Below are 16,011 nucleotides of genomic sequence, written 5' to 3'. Positions count from 1 at the left end.
TTGCCGGGCGTTTCGGCAGCCGGCGTTAACCGCTCATCAAGGTTAATGATTGATCTTCATCGGGTTCCTGTTGCCCTGTGGAGTTAAGGTTTTGCGTTCGAAGAGTGTATTGCGTCGCAAGTCCTCGTCCGGACTGAATGGATGGACTTCCCCTGCCGTCTTCGGCCTCGCCTGCTGGCTGGTTTTTCCGTCCGCCCCCGCCCATGGCGATCTCGCCGATCTTCTGACCGGTTTTGACGGTGCCGAGCAATGGCGCATGGTGCTGACGGATTCTCCGGCCGGGTCGATCCACCAGGCCTCGCTTGCATTTCCGGGCCTCAAGGCCGCGATTGCCGGGAATGCCGGCCTGGAACTGCCGGACGGCCGCAAGATCGCCCTCGTCGACGAAAAGAAATCCGAAGACCCGCGCCCCGATGAAGACCGCGTCAACCGTGCAGCCAAGAAGGGCCGCATCGTCACGGTCGAACCCATGCTGCCGCCGAAGGCGTTTTCCGCCGGCTCCGTGCTGCAGCGTTCGAGCGCGCTCACGTCGCCTGCCGAAGAGAAGGATGCGATGACGGCCTTCCTGAAGCCCGGCAAGAACGACGCTCCGGTAGAGCTCGCATCCTTCTATTTCCGCAAGGACGAACCGAAGCGGGCGGAGGACGAGCTCATGCCGATGATCGCCAGCCTCATCAACAATCCGAATGCCGATGTGCTGGCCGCCGCCTATGCGCCGCCGGAACCCGATTTTGCCAAGCAGTCGCCGTTCGACGCCATTCTGACCGAAAAGAAGAAGCCCGGCCGGTTCATCCCGCCGATCAGTGCCGATGACCATGCCTGGGCAGCCACACCGCTGCCGCCCGATTCCTTCTCCCCCAAGCAGCAGCAATGCCTCTCGTCCGGCATCTATTTCGAGTCGCGCGGCGAATCCGCCCGCGGCCAGGCCGCGGTCGCCCAGGTCATTCTCAACCGGGTGCGCAATCCGGCCTATCCGAAGACGATCTGCGACGTCGTCTACCAGAATGAGGACTGGCGCAACCGCTGCCAGTTCTCGTTCGCCTGCGACAACATCAAGGACCGCATCCGCTCCGAATACCATTGGCAGATGGCCCGCGAAGTGGCGATGGCGGTGACCGCCGGCAAGATCTGGCTTCCGGAAGTCGGCTCCGCCACCCATTACCACGCCGTCTACGTCCACCCCGACTGGGCGCGCACCATGAAGAAGGTCGGCCGCATCGGCCTGCACGTCTTCTACCGGACCTATGGCGGCGGCTGGAGCTGACCGGGTCATTATCGCCGCAACAGGCGGCGATTCCCGCGACAGTTTTACCCGGCTTTGGTTGTGTCCGCTTTAAGCAATTGAATTTGCTTGGTTAATTTACCAAGAACGAAGAGCCTTGGACGCCTTGACTATGGGGGCGGGCAAAACTATGTTGCGCGCGACTTGAAAACGGGCCCGACGGCGCGAAATCCCTCGCTAATCGCATTTTTTGCGGTTGGAAAGCATAAAACCGGTTGTGCCGGAAGCAGAAATAGGGGAGGACGCACATGACGGATCACCGCGACGATGGTCTGGAAGAGCGCCGGAAGCGCTTGTCTGCGGAACTTGCGGACAGGAAGGCTGACGACGTGGCAGAGGCGAAGAGGGACGCGCAATCCGAGGAAAGCCGAAAAGGCATGGCCTTGGGCTTCAAGCTCTCCTCCGAGTTCATCTCCGCAGTCGCGGTTGGGGCTGTTCTGGGCTATATGCTCGACCGTTTTGCCGGCACTGCGCCGTGGGGGATGATCGTTCTCCTCCTCCTCGGGTTCTGTGCCGGTGTGCTGAATGTGCTTCGCTCCGTGGGAATGGTGGCTCCGTCACCGACCATGAGCCAGCAAAACGGCAAAGATGAGAAGGGAAGCGGCGGCCGCTAGGTCCTGCTTCGAAATAATGAAACTGGGCCGACCTGCGCGGCTAAGGACAAGAGGTAGACGGTGGCAAACGATCCGATCCATCAGTTCCAGATCAGCAAGATCGTTCCGATCGAGATCGGCGGCATCGATTTCTCCTTTACCAACGCGTCCCTGTTCATGGTGGCAACGGTGGCCTGTGCCGCCGGCTTCCTGTATTTCGCCACGTCGCAGCGCGGGCTCATCCCGGGCCGGGCGCAGTCGGTTGCCGAAATGTCCTATGAGTTCATCGCCGGCATGCTGCGCGAAGGTGCCGGCAGCAGCGGCATGAAGTTCTTCCCGCTGGTCTTCTCCCTGTTCATGTTCGTGCTGACCGCCAACCTGCTCGGCATGTTCCCCTACTTCTATACGATCACCAGCCAGATCATCGTCACCTTCGCGCTGGCGCTTCTCGTCATCGGCACGGTCCTGGTTTACGGCTTCTACAAGCACGGCCTGCATTTCCTGCAGCTCTTCGTGCCGAGCGGTGTTCCGGGCGCGCTTCTGCCGCTCGTCGTCGCGATCGAAGTCATCTCCTTCCTGTCCCGCCCGGTTTCGCTGTCTGTTCGTCTTTTTGCGAACATGCTCGCCGGCCACATCACGCTCAAAGTGTTCGCAGGCTTCGTCGCCTCGCTCGGAACCATGGGCGCGCTCGGCATCGGCGGCGCAGTCCTGCCTCTCATCATGACGGTCGCCCTGACCGGTCTCGAATTCCTCGTCGCCTTCCTCCAGGCTTACGTCTTCGCGGTGCTGACTTGCATGTACCTCAACGACGCGATCCATCCCGGCGGGCACTAAGGATAACCGACATTGGCGTCCTGAGGCGTCAGTCATCAGCCGCAACAACCATTTCGAAGGAGTTTCTCATGGAAGCGGAAGCAGCAAAGTTCATCGGTGCAGGCCTGGCTTGCTTTGGCATGGCCGGCACGGCTCTTGGCCTTGGCAACATCTTCGGCAGCTACCTCTCGGGCGCTCTGCGCAACCCGTCCGCCGCTGACAGCCAGTTCGGCCGTCTGGTGTTCGGTTTCGCCGTTACGGAAGCTCTGGGCATCTTCTCGCTGCTCATCGCTCTCCTGCTCCTGTACGCAGTCTAAGATCTGTCCAGGAATTCGGATCGCGGCCGCTTGCAAAAGGCGCGCCGTGATCCTTCGCATTTGGAATACACCTGCCCGCATTGGAATATTGGAGGTGATGATGTTCGTGACCTCGGCATATGCGCAGACCGCGCCGGCCGCTACTGATCCGCATGCCGCGCCTGCTGGCGAAGTGCATACCGAAACCGGCGCTGCCCATGGCGGCGAACACGGTGGCGGCACATTTCCGCCATTCGATGCGACCCATTTCTCGTCGCAGCTGCTTTGGCTCGTCATCACCTTCGGCCTCTTCTATCTCCTGATGAAGAAGGTCATCGTTCCACGCGTCGGCGGCATTCTGGAACACCGCCACGACCGGATCGCCCAGGACCTCGACGAAGCCGCCCGCCTGAAGGCGGAAGCGGACGCCGCTGTCGAGACCTATGAAAAGGAACTGGCTGCCGCCCGTTCCAAGGGCCACAAGATTGCCGAAACTGCCCGCGAGGCCGCCAAGACCAAGGCTGCCGCCGATCGCACCGCAATCGAAGCCGAACTTGCCGACAAGCTCGCCGCTGCTGAAACCCGCATCGGCGAAATCAAGGCGAAGGCCTTTGCCGAAGTCGGCCAGATCGCCGAAGACACCGCCACCGCCATCGTCGATCAGCTGATCGGCGCCAAGGCGACCGGCGACGACATCAAGGCTGCGGTCGCAGCCGCGAAGACGGAGGCCTGATCCCTATGGCATTCGATGCAACATTTTTCGCATTCGTCGGCCTCGTCCTCTTTCTGGCGCTGGTCGTTTACCTGAAGGTGCCGGGCATGATGGCGAAGTCGCTCGACGAGCGCGCCGCCAACATCAGCAAGGAACTCGACGAAGCCAAGCGCCTGCGCGAAGAAGCGCAGACCCTGCTCGCCGAATACCAGCGCAAGCGCAAGGAAGCCGAAGCGGAAGCCGCCCAGATCGTGGCTGTCGCCGAGCGTGAAGCTGCGGCGCTGACCGAGGAAGCGCGCCAGAAGACCGAGGAATTCGTTGCCCGCCGCAACGCGCTTTCCGAACAGAAGATCCGCCAGGCCGAAGCCGAAGCGATCGGCGCCGTCCGTTCCGCCGCAGTCGACCTCGCCATCGCCGCCGCCCAGAGCGTCATCGCCCGCAAGGCCGATGCCTCCACCCAGGACACGCTCTTCAAGGACGCCGTCGGCAAGGTGCAGTCGCGATTGAACTGATTTCAGTTACATGAGACTTCCGAAAGGCCGGGCGAAAACCCGGCCTTTTTTTGTACATTCTGCTGCCGCCTTCATCGCTTATCCATTGGAGAACTCATGACGAGCTTTGATGCTGCGTGGCGGCACTTTTATCCAGCTGTGCCGCCATTATCCTTCGTTATGAGACAAGCAGCACTGCCCTTTGTTCGGTTTCATTATTTGCCCGGTTCCAAGCGATATGCCGAAACCGATGCAGAATACGAATGCATAATCCAGAGGTTATCAGCGCTCGGTAGGATTGTTTTTGACGCCGGCGAAGATTGCTGGATTGTGCGCTGTGAGAGCCCGTTTGGTGGCGGATCGAAGCAAAGAACGGCGGCAAGGTCCAGGTTCATGGAATTGCATCCCTGCAAGCCATCAACCCGGATTGGAGAAATCAGGCTCGAGGATGAAAAGGCAATATGGTCCGCACACGCAGCCAAATGCAGCTGGGATTTTAGCAGTTCCCGGCAGCTACTGTCGGCCATTGCTGACGATATGACAGATGGAAACGACTGGACGCTTTGGTTCTCCGCTGGAAGCGGTCGGGTTTACGCGCCCTATGACGGAGGGATAGACATCTTCTCAAATTCCGCCGACTGGATAGAAAGCCTCCGGGACGGCTTTCCGGATTGGCTTTCCGAGGATGTGAGCGGGCTTTAGCACCGACATACATCACTCCTCCGGCAGGTCATCCTTGCGCAGCGGCCGAAAGCTCATCCGGTGCAGCGAGCAGGGACCATGAGCCTCGATGCCGGCGCGGTGCTGTGCTGTGCCGTAACCCACATGGTTGGCAAAGCCATAAGCCGGGAAGACCAGATGCGCGCGGGTCATCATCCGGTCGCGCGTGACCTTGGCGATGATCGAGGCGGCAGCGATCGAAACCGAGCGGGCGTCGCCCTTGATGACGGCCTTTCCGGGGCAGCAGAGGCCCTGCGGCACGTCGCGGCCGTCGGCGAGCACGTAAGCCGGAGCAACCGCCAACCCGGCGACGGCACGGCGCATGGCGTCGAGACTTGCGCGCAGGATGTTGCGTTCGTCGATATGGCGCGGGCCCGAAGCGGCGATCGAGACTTCCGCCGTCGCCATGATCGCCTCGAACAGAACTTCTCGCTGATTGAGAGTCAGCTGCTTGGAATCGTTGAGGCCGTCGGGGATATTGTTGGGGTCGAGGATCACGGCCGCCGCGACAACCGGGCCTGCCAGCGGCCCGCGTCCGGCCTCGTCGGTGCCCGCGACCGGCCAGTGGCCGGCCCCACGTGCCACAAGCTCCAGACTGAAATCCGGGACGAGCGGGACGTCTTCGCAAAGCATCGGAGAATCGGGCGACGTGCGAGGTAACATGGCGGCAACCTCGCACGTCGTCCCGACCTCCTGCAACCCCCGGCGGGCGATTGCGGCGTCGCTATCCACCGAGGGGCGGCGGTGGAACCGGGGTATTTTCCGACGTGGGGACAGGGCGGGTCGCGTCGGAAATTGGAATTCCTGATCGGGCCTGAGCGGACCGGTCAGAGCAGCGAGAGCTGGATGCCGCCGCCGTCGGGCCGCAGGAAGATATCGTCACGCAGCGGCAGGCCGCGGCGGACCATGCCGAGACGCTTGGTCGCCATCTCGAAACGGCGGCCGATCTGCCAGGCATAGGGACCGGCACCCTTCATACGCTTGCCCCATTCGGCATCGTAATCCTTGCCGCCGCGCATCGAGCGCACCAGCGACATCACATGCCGATAGCGGTCCGGATAGTTCTGCAGCAGCCAGTCGCGGAAGAGGGGGCTCACTTCCAGTGGCAGGCGCAGTAGCACATAGCTCGCTTCCGTCGCCCCCGCCGCATGGCCCGCGTCGAGGATGCGCTCGATCTCGTGGTCGTTGAGCGCCGGGATGACGGGTGCCACCATGACCGCCGTCGGAATGCCGGCATCGGTCAACGCCTTGATGGCGGTCAGGCGCTTGGGAGGGGTCGAGGCGCGCGGCTCCATGGTGCGGGCAAGCTTGCGGTCGAGCGTCGTCACGGAAATCCCGACCTTCGCGAGCCCCTTGGATGCCATGTCGGCGAGAATGTCGATATCGCGGGTGATCAGCGCCGACTTCGTGACGATCGCCACAGGATGGTTGGCTTTCTGCAGCACCTCGAGGATCTGCCGCATGATCCGCCATTCCCGTTCGATCGGCTGGTAGGGATCGGTATTGGTGCCGATCGCGATCGCCCGCACCTTGTAGTCGGGGCGGCTCAATTCCCGCTCGAGCAGTTTCGGTACGTCCGGCTTGGCAAACAGCTTCGATTCGAAATCGAGGCCGGGGGAAAGGCCCATGAAACTGTGCGTCGGCCGGGCGAAGCAATAGATGCAGCCATGCTCGCAGCCGCGATAGGGGTTGATCGAGCGGTCGAAGGAAAGATCGGGCGATTCGTTGCGGGTGATCGCGGTGCGTGGCTTTTCCACCTGCACTTCGGTCCTGAACGGTTCGAGCTCCTCCAGCGTCTGCCAGCCGTCGTCGAATGCTTCACGGCGCTCCTCCTCGAAACGGCCGCTCGGGTTGAGCCCCGCGCCGCGCCCGCGACGCCGGTCGATCTCCACCCGAAGACCGGAGGATTTGACCAACGCATCGGCAATATCAGCCGTATGAGCAGGCGCAAAAGCGTCCTGCCGCAATTGATGCAGCTCGTTCATGGATTGCTCCTGAAGGGGAAATTCCCCGTTCCTGATGATTAAATTCCTAGCGGCAAAACCAGAACATTGCAAGAACAAAATTCGGAGCCCGTGTTTATGGCGTTCCGTGCTGCAATGCGTTACATGTCAGGGATGCTGACTGTCATCATGGAATGCCGCGACCAGGAATCCGAGCTGGCGCAGACCCTTTCGGTGCTCGTTTCCGCCGCGGTGGAGGGGCTGGTAAGCGATGTCGTGGTGCTCGACCACGGTTCGAAGGACGGTTCCTCCCGTGTCGCCGATGCCGCCGGCTGCCGTTTTTACGGCCATTGGGATATCAAGGATATTCTGCGCGGCGCGCGCGGCGAGTGGGTGTTGCTCATCGAGGCGGGCGCTCGCCCGCAGGCCGGCTGGATCGACGAGGTGATGGAATATATCGCGCTGAGCAAGCAGCCGGCCCGCTTCGCACCGGCGCGGAATTACCGGCGGCCGTTCTTCAGGCGCATCGGCCGCGCGGTGCCGCCGCTGGAATACGGCATGCTGCTTTCGAAGCGTCAGGCGATCGCGCTTGCGAAATCGGGCATGGATCTGGAAACCCTGGCGCGCGGCCAGAAGGCTTCGAAGCTGGCGAGCGAGATGATCCCGGCCTGGGTGGCGGCGGCCGTCCGCTGAGGCCTATTTAGCGGGGCCTATTTGCCGCCGCGCTTCAGGTGCTCGTCGAGCCGCGGCATGATCTCGATGAAATTGCAGGGCATGTGGCGGTAGTCGAGCTGCGCCTTCAGAATGCCGTCCCAGGCATCCTTGCAGGCGCCGGGCGAGCCGGGCAGCACGAAGATGAACGTGGTGTTCGCCACCCCGCCGGTCGCCCGGGACTGGATCGTCGAAGTGCCGATCTTGTCATAGGAAATCCGGTGGAAGACTTCCGAAAAGCCGTCCATGCGTTTTTCGAACAGCGGCTCCAGTGCTTCGGGCGTCACGTCCCGGCCGGTAAAGCCGGTCCCGCCTGTCGTGATCACCACGTCGATATCCGGATCAAGCGTCCATTCCCGCACCTGGCCGGCAATCCGGTCCTTGTCGTCGGGCACGATCGCGCGCGCCTTCAGCACATGGCCGGCTTCCGCGATCCGCGCCACCAGCGTGTCGCCGGACTTGTCGTCGGCAGGCGTGCGCGTGTCGGAGACGGTCAGCACGGCGATGCCGACGGGAATGAAGGCGCGGGTTTCGTCGATCCGGTTCATGGGGTTCTCCCGGGCGTCTGGCCAACGGTTCTCACGGCCTGAAAATACCATTCCGGCTTCTGGTCGTTAAGGTTTTCCACGGCCTTTTCCGCCGCCTCGAAGGAAGGAAATATCCCGAAACAGGTGGCGCCCGAACCGGACATGCGCGTCAGCATCGTGCCTTCGGCACCGATCAGGTTGGAAATCTGATCGATTTCCCGCACCAGCGAGCGAGCCGGCGGCTCGAGATCGTTGCGCAGCGTTTTCAGAAAGCCGATCCAGTCGGCATCGGGCGCGCCGATCGGCGGATTGTCCTTTTGCGTCAGGCGGCGAAAAATATCCGGCGTCGAGACCCCGACCAGAGGATTGCCGAGCACCAGTGCCAGCGCCGGCAGGCTGGTAAGCGCGGTCAACTCCTCGCCGATCCCCCTGGCGATCAGGGGCTCGCCTTTGAGGCACATCGGCACGTCGGCGCCGAGCGTCAGCCCGAGCGCTGCCAGTTCCGCATCCGGCAGGCTGGCATCCCAGAGGCGGATCAGGCCGCGCAGCGTCGCCGCCGCGTCCGCCGAACCGCCGCCGATGCCGGCTGCGACCGGCAGGTTCTTCTCCAGATGGATGGCCACCGGCGGGGCCGGGACCCCTTTCTCTTCCAGCGCCTTGCGCAGGAGGTCGCGTGCCTTCAACACCAGATTGCCATGCCTCCCCTCCGCCGAAGTCGGCAGCAGCGAGGCGAACCGGCCGGAAACGGAAAACGCGTCGGCTTCCGCATCGGCAAAGCCTAACCGATCACCCGTGTCGGCGAAGGTCACGATGCTGTCGAGCAGGTGATATCCGTCGGCCCGCTGGCCGGTCACATGCAGGGCGAGGTTGATCTTGGCGGGTGCCAGTTCAAAATGGCCCGCCTTGTCGGCGAGCCAATTGTCGGACGACACGGTGTCGAGAAACATGTGGCGTCAGGATTTCTTGTCGGGATTGGCCGGCGCCGGCGGGGCGGGAGCCACGGGTTCGCTGGGGCTGCGGTCGGCAGTCGTCGAATTGGGATCGAGCGGCGCCAGGCCCTTCTCGATCTTTTCCTTGATCTGCTCGCGGTTGATGTCCTCGCCTTCCGAGATCAGCGCCCGGTTCCACTGGTAGACGGCTTCGAGCTTGCGCCCGACGCGCCAGTAGGAGTCGCCGAGATGGTCGTTGATCGTCGAATCGCCGGCGCGCAGCTGCACCGCCCGTTCGAGCTCGGTCACCGCATCGTCGAACTTGCCCATCCGGAAATAGGCCCAGCCGAGCGAATCGACGATATAGCCGTCATCCGGGCGCGCATCGACGGCCCGCTTGATCATGTTGAGGCCCTCGTCGAGGTTCTTGTTCATGTCGACCAGCGAATAGCCGAGATAGTTCAGGACCTGGGGCTGTTCCGGGTTGAGCTCCAGCGCCTTGCGGAAGCTCGGCTCGGCCTTTTCCCAGTTCTTCAGCCGCTCGTAGGCGATGCCGCGCTGGAAAAAGATCGTCCAGTCGCCCGGCTTCGGCACCGGCCCGATGACGTCGGCGGCCTTGTCGTAGGTTTCCGCCATGGTCTTGTAGTCCTTGGCGTCGGAAAGCACGCTGCCATAGGCGATATAGCTGCGGATGTCGGACGGGTCGGAATCGATCAGCGACTTCAGGTGCTGCTTGGCTTCGTCCACCTTGCCGGTATCGGAAAGCGTCACGCCGAGCTGCAGTTCGGAAATGCGGCGCATCGGCGAATCGGCCGGCACGCTCGCGTAGAACTTGATGGCGCGATCGGGCTGCTTGAGCTTTTCGGCAATGCCGCCGAGCAGGATCAGCGTATCGGCGCTCTTGGGATCGAGCGCGTGGGAGATCTGCAGGTAGAGCGAGACCATGTCCTCGGCGCCCTGGCGGTTCAGCGCGCCGCCGATCGAAAACAGCACGCCGGCCGCACCTTCGGCGGCATTGCTCACCTGCTGCTGGGGCTTCTCGCCCTTTTCGATGCTCTGGCGCAGGGCCTTCAGCGGCGCATAGTTGGAGACCATGCCGTCCCCGACGGAGATCGCATCGAGCGCCTTCTGCTTGTTGCCGGCAGCCGCCTCAAGACGTGCCAGTGCCATCACGGCACGCATGAACGTGTCCGGAGCGGTGGCGACGGCTTCCTTGTTGGTGACGGCGGTGTTGAGGTGCTGCCGCGCCGTGCCGATATCGCCCGTCACCAGCGCCATGGCGCCGAGGTGATAGTCGGTGAAAACCTTGTACCAGGCCGGTCCCTTGAGGTTGGAGATGCTGGCCATCGCCTGCTTGCCCTTGCCGGCGCCGACATCCGACCAGGCGGAGAGAAGCTGGTGGGTCAGCCGGTCGAGGTCGTTCGGGCCGTCATAGGCAAGCACCTTCTTGGCGGTGTCGAATTTCTTGTCGCGCAGGGCATCGAGGCCGCGGACGATCTTGGTGATCCGCTCTACCGCGTTGTCGTCTTTCAGCGCATTGGCTTCCGCGAGACCCTGGTCGAAATCGCCGTTGAGCAGCAGCGAGATCATCAGCCTTTCGCGGATTTCCAGGTTGGCGGGATCGAAAGCCAGTGCCTTGCGGTAAAGCGCGATCGCGGTGTCGTAGTCATGATCGACGTCGGCGGTGCGGGCCGCCAGGAAGGCGCCGGAAAACGTCTTCACGTTGCCGGGACCGAACGTCACCGTGTCTTTCACCGCTGGCTTCGCGTCTGCCGTCGCGGCATTGGCCACCGTTCCGAACAGGAGGACGGTTGCAAGCGCCGCGCCGGAGAGCAGAAGAAGGCTGGATTTCTGCCGCATAAAGATGCCTTTCGTAAGAGCATGGCAGAACGGTGAGATACCGCCGCCAATTCCGCCCTATTGATTCACGATAGAATGGCTTTTTTGAAGCACGTCCGCAAGGAAATCCCCAGCGCCGCGCGAGGGCGGCGCCGGTCACACCTTCGTCAACGAACGCCGCGCGTCAGTTGACGCGCTGGATCGAGAAGTCGATGACTTCGAGGAGAGCGGCCTTGAGCGGCGAGGCGGGAAGCGGCGCCAGCGCATCGCGGGCGATCGTGCCGTAATGCAGCGCCCGGCCGATCGTGTCGTTCAAGGCGCCGTATTTGTTGATCAGCCCGAGTGCCTTTTCGAGGTTTTCGTCGCTGCTTTCGCCCTTTTCGATCGCCTGCCGCCAGAAGGCGCGCTCGGTCTCGGTGCCGCGGCGATAGGAGAGGATGACGGGCAGCGTGATCTTGCCCTCGCGGAAATCGTCGCCGACATTCTTGCCGAGATCGGCGGCCTTGCCGCCGTAGTCGAGCGCGTCGTCGACGAGCTGGAAGGCAAGGCCGAGATTCATGCCGTAGGATTTGAGAGCGCCGCGGCCGGCCTTGTCGGCATTGGCGATGATCGGGCCGACCTCGGCCGCGGCCGCAAACAGCGCGGCCGTCTTGGCGCGGATGACCGACAGATAGTCGTCCTCGGTCGTTTCCATGTTCTTGGCGACGGAAAGCTGCAGCACCTCGCCTTCGGCGATGACAGACGCTGCGGCCGACAACACGTCGAGCGCTTCGAGCGAGCCGACATCGACCATCATCCGGAAGGCCTGGCCGAGCAGGAAGTCGCCGACCAACACGCTTGCCTGGTTGCCCCAGATCATGCGGGCGGTGGAACGTCCGCGGCGCAGGTCGCTTTCGTCGACTACGTCGTCATGGAGAAGCGTTGCCGTGTGCATGAACTCGACGCTGGTCGCCAGCTTTACATGGGCATCGCCCTGGTAGCCGAACAGCGCTGCGGAGGCGAGCGTCAGCATCGGCCGCAGCCGCTTGCCGCCGGACGAGATCAGGTGGTTGGCGACTTCCGGGATCATCTGCACGTCGGAGCCGGCCTTGGACAGGATCAGCTGGTTGACCCGCTCCATGTCCGCCTTGGTCAGATCCACCAGCGGTTTGACGGATGCGAGTTTGTTTTTGCCTTCTTCAAGCGGTATGACGACGCCCAATGATCAGGCCTCCCTATCGAAATCTTTCAAACGACAATAGAAAGAGGCTGTTAGTGCGGCAAGCGCAAAACGCATCCCGCCGGAGATAATGGGGTAACAAACAAGCCATGCTGGAGATCATCCGCACCAACGATGTCGTGATCCTGTCGCTGGCTCAGAGCCTGATGAAGGACGCGGGCATCCACTGCATGGTCGCCGACCAGTCGATGAGCGTGCTGGAGGGCTCACTCGGCCTCTTGCAGCGCCGGTTGATGGTGGATGCCGACCGGGCGGACGAGGCGCGGCGGATATTGAAGGACGCGGGGCTGGAAGCGGAGCTGCGGCCTTGAGGTTGGGGGAGCTGCTGCTGAGTTTTTCCAAAACCTTGGCTTTGGGCGTCTCTAGGGCTTCGGCGTTGGATGTTTTTGGAGTTCCAACATTGGGCCTGTTCGCGGATCGCCCCCCTCTGCCCTGCCGGGCATCTCCCCCTCGGGTGGGGAGATCGGCTGGGGGCTTGCCCGCCACTCCTGATCCACCGTCGTCTCCTGCGCATTCCAACGCGACGTTTCTCGCCGCATACTTCGATCCGATCTCTCTTCCGCCACGCCGTTTCGGTGGGAGCATGGAGCTTGCCTCTTGTGATCTCCCCACCCGAGGGGGAGATGCCCGGCAGGGCAGAGGGGGGCTGCCAACCGCCGACGTTCAACGTGGGCCGGGGATCGACTGCATTCGATGGCGCCAACCAGCATGACCACCCCGACCCACACCATCGACGCCTTCCATCGAGGCCGTTTCCACGTCATGCAGCCGAAGGGGGGCGGGCATCGCTCGGGGGTCGATGCCATGCTGCTCGCCTCGCTGGTCGCCGCCGACAAGCCGGTCAGCGTCGCCGACTTGGGTTCGGGCGCCGGTGCTGCGGGCCTTGCCGTTGCCTCGCGGCTGAGCCAGGCAAACGTCCTGCTGATCGAAAAATCGCCGCTGATGGCCGACTATGCTCGCAAAACCCTGGAACTTCCGGAAAACGCCTTCCTCGCAGCCCGCGTCGAGGTGCTCGAAGCCGACGTAACGCTCACCGGCAAACCCCGTGTTGCCGCCGGCCTCGTCGACGAAATCCACGACCATGTGATCATGAACCCGCCCTTCAACGACGCGGCGGATCGCAAGACGCCCGATGCCCTGAAGGCCGAGGCGCATGCGATGACGGACGATCTGTTCGAAGCCTGGATCCGCACCGCCGGCGCGATCATGAAGCCCGGCGGGCAATTGTCGCTGATCGCCCGGCCGCAATCGATCGCCGAGATCATCGAGGCCTGCGGCAGGCGTTTCGGCGGGCTGGAAATCACCGCCCTTCATCCCCGGCCGGACGAAAGCGCTACCCGCATCCTCGTCACCGCCATCAAGGGATCGCGCGCCCGGCTGACATTCCGGGCGCCGCTTTTCGTGCACGGCGCCGATGGCCATGCCTTCTCGGCTTTCGTGGACGACCTGAACAATGGCCGGGCCGCCTATGCCCGCCTCAGCCCGAAACGAAATCCGCCAAGCAATTCCAGGAAAAGTGCGTAGCGGTTTTCCGTCTGGAATTGCGTCAGAAAGCTAGCCGGCGACGAAGTCGACGAGCAGCTTGACGTTCAGGCCGGCGATGACGACGGCGATCAGCCAGGCGATGGCCGAGAGCCAGATCGGTGCCACGAGTTCGCCCATCTTGGCCTTGCTGGCGGTGAACATAACGAGCGGGAAGACCGCGAATGAAAGCTGCAGGCTGAGCACGACCTGGGTTAGGATCAGCAAGTGCGCCGTACCCGCATCGCCGTACCAGATGGTGACGCCGGCGGCCGGAATGATGGCGATGGCCCGGGTGATCAGCCGGCGGACCCATGGCTGCAGCTTCATCTTGAGGAAGCCTTCCATGACGATCTGGCCGGCAAGCGTTGCCGTCACCGTCGAATTCAGGCCGCAGCAGAGCAGCGCGATGCCGAACAGCGTCGGTGCGATGGCCAAGCCGAGTAGCGGTGCCAGTAGCGAATGCGCCTCGCCCAGTTCAGCCACTTCCGTCCGCCCTGTGCTGTTGAACGCCGCTGCCGCGAGTATCAGGATCGAGGCATTGATCAGCAGCGCGAAGCAGAGCGCGACGGTGGAGTCGATCGTCGCATAGGTGAGCGCCTCCTTCTTCTCCGGCAGGGTGTGGCCGTAGTTTCGGGTCTGCACGATGCCGGAATGAAGGTAGAGATTGTGAGGCATCACGGTCGCGCCGAGAATGCCGAGCGCCAGATAGAGCATTTCCGGATTGGTGACGATCTCGGTCGTCGGGAAGAAGCCGCGGATGACGCCGCCCCATTGCGGATCGGCGAGGAAGATCTGGATCGCGAAGCAGACCGCGATGACGCCGAGCAGGGTGATGATCAGGGCTTCGATCCAGCGGAAGCCCATCTTCTGCAGGTAAAGGATGATGAAGACGTCGAGTGCCGTGATCAGCACGCCGAGCTCCAGCGGAATGCCGAAGATCAGGTTGAGGCCGATCGCCGTGCCGATCACCTCGGCGATGTCGGTGGCGATGATGGCGATTTCGGCAAGCGCCCAGAGGGGGATGGAAACCCATTTCGGAAACGCGTCGCGGCAGGCCTGCGCCAGATCCCGCCCGGAGGCGATGGCAAGGCGTGCGCAGAGCGACTGCAGCACGATTGCCATCAGGTTGGACAGAAGCGCCACCGCCAGCAGCGCATAACCGAATTTCGAACCGCCGGCGAGCGAGGTCGCCCAGTTGCCGGGATCCATATAACCGACGGCCACCAGATAACCCGGACCCGCGAAGGCGGCAAGCCGCCGCCAACGTGATCCGGAATGCGAAATGCTGATGCTGCGATGGACGTCGGAAAGCGACGCCTCTCCCCGCTTGTGCCGCCAGCCGCTGTCCTGCTTTGAACTCAAAACGTCCATCTTCACCTTATCTCCGTTCGTAACGGGATAATGCCTCATTGGAATGATAATGCAAGTCATTCGCAACTAGAAAATCAAAATCGGGCTTTCGGGGCTGCAGCCATTGCGTTTGAAAATCCGTCACATACATGCTTTGGCAGCGCCGAACGCCACAGAAGGAAAAGAAATGGCCGGGTTTTTGAAGAGGTTGATGCCGAAGCGGTTCCGCAAGAAGGGGCTGACGATACCGGTTGTCCGGCTCCATGGTGCGATCATGGCCGGCGGCAGCCAGTTCAAGCAGAGCCTCAACCTCGCCGGCGTCGCCCCGATGCTGGACAAGGCCTTCGCCAAAAAGGATGCGCCGGTCGTCGCGATCTCGATCAATTCGCCGGGCGGCTCGCCGGTCCAGTCGCGGTTGATCTTCCAGCGCATCCGTTCGCTCGCGGAAGAGAAGAACAAGAAGGTTCTGGTCTTCGTCGAGGACGTCGCAGCCTCGGGCGGCTACATGATCGCGCTTGCCGGCGACGAGATCTTCGCCGACCCTACCTCGATCGTCGGCTCGATCGGCGTCGTTTCCGGCGGGTTCGGTTTTCCGGAACTGTTGCGCAAGATCGGCGTCGAGCGCCGCGTCTATACCGCCGGCGAGAACAAGGTGATCCTCGATCCCTTCCAGCCGGAAAAGGAAGGCGACATCGAATATCTCAAGGCCCTGCAGCTCGAGATCCACAAGGTCTTCATCGACATGGTCAAGATGCGCCGCGGCGAACGGCTCGCCGACGATGCGACGATCTTTTCGGGTCTGTTCTGGAGCGGGATGCGCGGTCTCGACCTCGGCCTGATCGACAGTCTCGGCGACATGCGCGAAGTTCTCAAGCGCCGCTACGGCAAGGACACGAAGCTGGAACTGATCGGCAGCGCCCGCACCCTGTTCGGCCGCCGCGTGCCCGGCGTCGTTTTCGGTGAGGGCAAGGCCGGAGAAATCGCCGCAGGCGCGGTGACGGGACTTGCCGCAAGCCTGGAAGAAAAGGCAATGTGGAGCCGATACGGCCTTTGAGGTCGCAA

18 protein-coding genes are annotated in these 16,011 nt (G+C 62.7%); 11 read left to right on the top strand and 7 right to left on the bottom strand.

Annotated elements, in window-relative coordinates:
• Positions 1–109 precede the first annotated feature (109 nt).
• From J2X76_RS03915 to J2X76_RS03885, 7 genes are all read left to right on the top strand, one after another.
• Positions 110–1,264, top strand: a complete 1,155-nt coding sequence (locus J2X76_RS03915; RefSeq protein ID WP_162736293.1) for a cell wall hydrolase — start codon at positions 110–112, stop codon at positions 1,262–1,264.
• A gap of 266 nt (positions 1,265–1,530) precedes the next feature.
• Positions 1,531–1,896, top strand: a complete 366-nt coding sequence (locus J2X76_RS03910; protein WP_113129844.1) for an AtpZ/AtpI family protein — start codon at positions 1,531–1,533, stop codon at positions 1,894–1,896.
• A gap of 60 nt (positions 1,897–1,956) precedes the next feature.
• Positions 1,957–2,709, top strand: a complete 753-nt coding sequence (locus J2X76_RS03905; RefSeq protein WP_113129845.1) for a F0F1 ATP synthase subunit A — start codon at positions 1,957–1,959, stop codon at positions 2,707–2,709.
• A 68-nt stretch (positions 2,710–2,777) separates the two neighbouring features.
• Positions 2,778–3,005 (top strand): F0F1 ATP synthase subunit C, encoded by a 228-nt coding sequence (locus J2X76_RS03900; RefSeq protein WP_007774919.1) that lies wholly within the window; start codon positions 2,778–2,780, stop codon positions 3,003–3,005.
• A gap of 100 nt (positions 3,006–3,105) precedes the next feature.
• Complete coding sequence (locus J2X76_RS03895) at positions 3,106–3,717, top strand: F0F1 ATP synthase subunit B (protein ID WP_113129870.1); 612 nt, start codon at positions 3,106–3,108, stop codon at positions 3,715–3,717.
• A 5-nt stretch (positions 3,718–3,722) separates the two neighbouring features.
• Positions 3,723–4,208 (top strand): F0F1 ATP synthase subunit B, encoded by a 486-nt coding sequence (locus J2X76_RS03890; protein ID WP_310213383.1) that lies wholly within the window; start codon positions 3,723–3,725, stop codon positions 4,206–4,208.
• Between the two features lie 96 nt (positions 4,209–4,304).
• Positions 4,305–4,889, top strand: a complete 585-nt coding sequence (locus tag J2X76_RS03885) for a hypothetical protein (RefSeq protein ID WP_310213381.1) — start codon at positions 4,305–4,307, stop codon at positions 4,887–4,889.
• Positions 4,890–4,901: 12 nt separating this feature from the next.
• On the opposite strand, the gene J2X76_RS03880 is transcribed toward J2X76_RS03885, so the two are convergent.
• Together J2X76_RS03880 and J2X76_RS03875 are read right to left on the bottom strand one after the other, a co-directional pair.
• Positions 4,902–5,570, bottom strand: a complete 669-nt coding sequence (locus J2X76_RS03880; RefSeq protein ID WP_310213378.1) for a ribonuclease HII — start codon at positions 5,568–5,570, stop codon at positions 4,902–4,904.
• A gap of 164 nt (positions 5,571–5,734) precedes the next feature.
• Positions 5,735–6,892 carry a PA0069 family radical SAM protein gene (locus J2X76_RS03875; protein WP_046641104.1) on the bottom strand — a complete coding sequence of 386 codons (1,158 nt, stop codon included), beginning with the start codon at positions 6,890–6,892 and terminating at the stop codon, positions 5,735–5,737.
• Positions 6,893–7,024: 132 nt separating this feature from the next.
• Between J2X76_RS03875 and J2X76_RS03870 the strand changes: the two genes are divergently transcribed.
• Positions 7,025–7,543, top strand: a complete 519-nt coding sequence (locus tag J2X76_RS03870; RefSeq protein WP_113129872.1) for a glycosyl transferase — start codon at positions 7,025–7,027, stop codon at positions 7,541–7,543.
• Between the two features lie 17 nt (positions 7,544–7,560).
• Here the strand turns inward: J2X76_RS03870 and moaB are convergent, their stop codons facing one another.
• From moaB to J2X76_RS03850, 4 genes are all read right to left on the bottom strand, one after another.
• Positions 7,561–8,109: a molybdenum cofactor biosynthesis protein B gene (gene moaB, locus J2X76_RS03865; RefSeq protein ID WP_310213372.1), complete on the bottom strand. Its 549-nt coding sequence runs from the start codon at positions 8,107–8,109 to the stop codon at positions 7,561–7,563.
• Positions 8,106–9,035, bottom strand: coding sequence for a 4-(cytidine 5'-diphospho)-2-C-methyl-D-erythritol kinase (locus J2X76_RS03860; protein WP_310213371.1), 930 nt, complete (start codon positions 9,033–9,035; stop codon positions 8,106–8,108). Before J2X76_RS03860 ends, moaB begins: the two co-directional genes overlap by 4 nt.
• Before the next feature lie 6 nt (positions 9,036–9,041).
• Complete coding sequence (locus J2X76_RS03855) at positions 9,042–10,877, bottom strand: tetratricopeptide repeat protein (RefSeq protein ID WP_310213369.1); 1,836 nt, start codon at positions 10,875–10,877, stop codon at positions 9,042–9,044.
• A gap of 163 nt (positions 10,878–11,040) precedes the next feature.
• On the bottom strand, positions 11,041–12,057 hold the full coding sequence (locus J2X76_RS03850; protein ID WP_310213367.1) for a polyprenyl synthetase family protein: 1,017 nt from the start codon (positions 12,055–12,057) through the stop codon (positions 11,041–11,043).
• Positions 12,058–12,164: 107 nt separating this feature from the next.
• Between J2X76_RS03850 and J2X76_RS03845 the strand changes: the two genes are divergently transcribed.
• Together J2X76_RS03845 and J2X76_RS03840 are read left to right on the top strand one after the other, a co-directional pair.
• On the top strand, positions 12,165–12,386 hold the full coding sequence (locus tag J2X76_RS03845) for a DUF2007 domain-containing protein (protein ID WP_113129852.1): 222 nt from the start codon (positions 12,165–12,167) through the stop codon (positions 12,384–12,386).
• A gap of 382 nt (positions 12,387–12,768) precedes the next feature.
• On the top strand, positions 12,769–13,599 hold the full coding sequence (locus J2X76_RS03840; RefSeq protein WP_310213364.1) for a methyltransferase: 831 nt from the start codon (positions 12,769–12,771) through the stop codon (positions 13,597–13,599).
• A 30-nt stretch (positions 13,600–13,629) separates the two neighbouring features.
• Here J2X76_RS03840 and J2X76_RS03835 read toward each other — a convergent pair whose 3' ends face one another.
• Positions 13,630–14,970, bottom strand: coding sequence for an Nramp family divalent metal transporter (locus J2X76_RS03835; RefSeq protein ID WP_310213362.1), 1,341 nt, complete (start codon positions 14,968–14,970; stop codon positions 13,630–13,632).
• A gap of 166 nt (positions 14,971–15,136) precedes the next feature.
• Between J2X76_RS03835 and J2X76_RS03830 the strand changes: the two genes are divergently transcribed.
• The gene (locus tag J2X76_RS03830; RefSeq protein ID WP_310213359.1) at positions 15,137–16,003 is read left to right on the top strand and encodes a S49 family peptidase; all 867 of its coding nucleotides are present in this window, start codon (positions 15,137–15,139) and stop codon (positions 16,001–16,003) included.
• The last annotated feature ends 8 nt before the right edge of the window (positions 16,004–16,011 follow it).

Origin of the sequence: Neorhizobium sp. 2083 (assembly GCF_031455615.1) — a bacterium.
Lineage (GTDB): Bacteria > Pseudomonadota > Alphaproteobacteria > Rhizobiales > Rhizobiaceae > Neorhizobium.
Note: the sequence above shows the minus strand (reverse complement) of the source record. Positions and strands in the feature narration are given on the sequence as shown.

Coding starts and splice junctions, on each gene's coding strand:
- J2X76_RS03855 (WP_310213369.1), bottom strand. CDS start 10,877: ATGCGGCAGAAATCCAGCCTTCTTCTGCTCTCCGGCGCGGCGCTTGCA.
- J2X76_RS03900 (WP_007774919.1), top strand. CDS start 2,778: ATGGAAGCGGAAGCAGCAAAGTTCATCGGTGCAGGCCTGGCTTGCTTT.
- J2X76_RS03890 (WP_310213383.1), top strand. CDS start 3,723: ATGGCATTCGATGCAACATTTTTCGCATTCGTCGGCCTCGTCCTCTTT.
- J2X76_RS03895 (WP_113129870.1), top strand. CDS start 3,106: ATGTTCGTGACCTCGGCATATGCGCAGACCGCGCCGGCCGCTACTGAT.
- J2X76_RS03870 (WP_113129872.1), top strand. CDS start 7,025: ATGCTGACTGTCATCATGGAATGCCGCGACCAGGAATCCGAGCTGGCG.
- J2X76_RS03835 (WP_310213362.1), bottom strand. CDS start 14,970: ATGGACGTTTTGAGTTCAAAGCAGGACAGCGGCTGGCGGCACAAGCGG.
- J2X76_RS03885 (WP_310213381.1), top strand. CDS start 4,305: ATGACGAGCTTTGATGCTGCGTGGCGGCACTTTTATCCAGCTGTGCCG.
- J2X76_RS03845 (WP_113129852.1), top strand. CDS start 12,165: ATGCTGGAGATCATCCGCACCAACGATGTCGTGATCCTGTCGCTGGCT.
- J2X76_RS03830 (WP_310213359.1), top strand. CDS start 15,137: ATGGCCGGGTTTTTGAAGAGGTTGATGCCGAAGCGGTTCCGCAAGAAG.
- moaB (WP_310213372.1), bottom strand. CDS start 8,109: ATGAACCGGATCGACGAAACCCGCGCCTTCATTCCCGTCGGCATCGCC.
- J2X76_RS03860 (WP_310213371.1), bottom strand. CDS start 9,035: ATGTTTCTCGACACCGTGTCGTCCGACAATTGGCTCGCCGACAAGGCG.
- J2X76_RS03875 (WP_046641104.1), bottom strand. CDS start 6,892: ATGAACGAGCTGCATCAATTGCGGCAGGACGCTTTTGCGCCTGCTCAT.
- J2X76_RS03880 (WP_310213378.1), bottom strand. CDS start 5,570: ATGTTACCTCGCACGTCGCCCGATTCTCCGATGCTTTGCGAAGACGTC.
- J2X76_RS03910 (WP_113129844.1), top strand. CDS start 1,531: ATGACGGATCACCGCGACGATGGTCTGGAAGAGCGCCGGAAGCGCTTG.
- J2X76_RS03840 (WP_310213364.1), top strand. CDS start 12,769: ATGGCGCCAACCAGCATGACCACCCCGACCCACACCATCGACGCCTTC.